General features: G+C 63.1%; 1 protein-coding gene. It reads left to right on the top strand.

The window, feature by feature from the left end; translation table 11 throughout:
• Positions 1–104: 104 nt before the first annotated feature.
• Positions 105–1,486: IS66-like element ISKpn15 family transposase (locus PG896_RS20920; protein WP_270836188.1), on the top strand; the 1,382-nt coding region annotated here is incomplete at its 3' end.

Raw genomic sequence — 1,486 nt, 5'->3', positions numbered from 1 at the left:
GTAAGTATTCACCGGAACAGTATTGACACAGGAAAAATGAGACGATCGTCTCTTGATCCCACTTTCCTGCTTGCTTGATCCTGCTCCTTAGATACGCTCCCCCCATGAGCAAAAACACCATGCATTCCGCGGGAATGCCCACCACTCTGGAGCAGGCCAACGAGCTGATTTATAAGCTCCTCGACCGCATCGCCGAGCTGGAGGACCGCCTCAATCAGCACAGCGGCAACTCCTCCAAGCCGCCTTCCAGCGACGGCCCCGGTGCACCGCCGCCGGCCCGCAAGCGTCCGGCGTCCGGCAAGCAACGGGGGGCGCAGCCCGGTCACAAGGGACATCGCCGCGAGCGGCATCCGCTTGATGCCCGCCTGACCCTGGTCCCGCATTACCCTGCCGCCGATTGCGCTTGCTGTGGCGGGGACATGGTGGCCCATGCCAAACCCTATCAGGTTCATCAGGTGTTCGAGCTGCCCGAGGTGAGCTATCTCGTCACCGAACACCAACTGTATCGTGCGACCTGCTCACGGTGTATCGGCACGACCCAGGCCGCACTGCCAGACAACGTCAGCAGCAGCCAGATGGGGGCCAATCTGCTCAGCTACATCGCGCTGCAAAGCGGCCAGTTTCACCAGAGCGTCAGCCAGATACAGCAGCAGCTCAAACAGCATTTCGGCCTGAGTTTTAGCCGGGGCGCCATCAGTGAGGCGCAGGGGCGGGTGAGTGCCATGCTCACCCCGACCTACCAGGCCATCAAGCAGCAGGTGCAGACGGCCACCCACGTTCATGCCGATGAGACCCGGCATCAGCGGGGTGGAGAGCGCCGCTGGATGTGGCTGGCGCTGAGCAAGATAGCCGTCTGCTTCATGACGGCCTATGGCCGTGGTCAGGAGGCGGCCAAGCGGCTGCTGGGCGCCGAGTTTGACGGGGTGCTGGTGACCGACCAGTACGCCGGCTACCGGTTTATCGACGCCGACCAGCGGCAACTGTGCTGGGCCCACGTGGCCCGCAATCTCGCGGCCATCGCCGAGAGTAGCGAGCAGTGCAACCAGCCCATCGGTGCCCGGTTGGTCTTGCTGGCGGATGCGGTGTTTCGTACCCGGCACCGTTGGGAAAGCGGTGCGTTGAGCAAGCAGAAATACCTGCGCAGGCTCGCGCGTTACCGGCAAAGCTGGCGAAGCCAGTTGGAGCGCGGCGCCCTGTTGTGCAGCAAACGCTACCGTGGACGATGCCAGTTGCTGCTGCGGGATGACGAGATGCTGTGGCGGTTTATGACTGACGACGAAATAGCGCTGACCAACAACGAGGCGGAGCGGGCGCTGCGTGGCTATGTGCTCTGGCGCAAGGGTAGCTACGGCGTGTGGTCTCACCGGGGCGAGCTGTTTCGCCAGCGCATCCTGTCGTTGGTGGAGACCGGCAAGCGATTGGGCCGCTGCCCACAGGAGTGGTTGAGGGCCGTGGTCAGGGCGTGCATCGAGAAGACAGATTATCC

Origin of the sequence: Aeromonas sp. QDB30 (assembly GCF_027707645.1) — a bacterium.
GTDB classification, from domain to species: domain Bacteria; phylum Pseudomonadota; class Gammaproteobacteria; order Enterobacterales; family Aeromonadaceae; genus Aeromonas; species Aeromonas caviae.
This window is presented reverse-complemented; position numbering and strand designations above follow the sequence as displayed.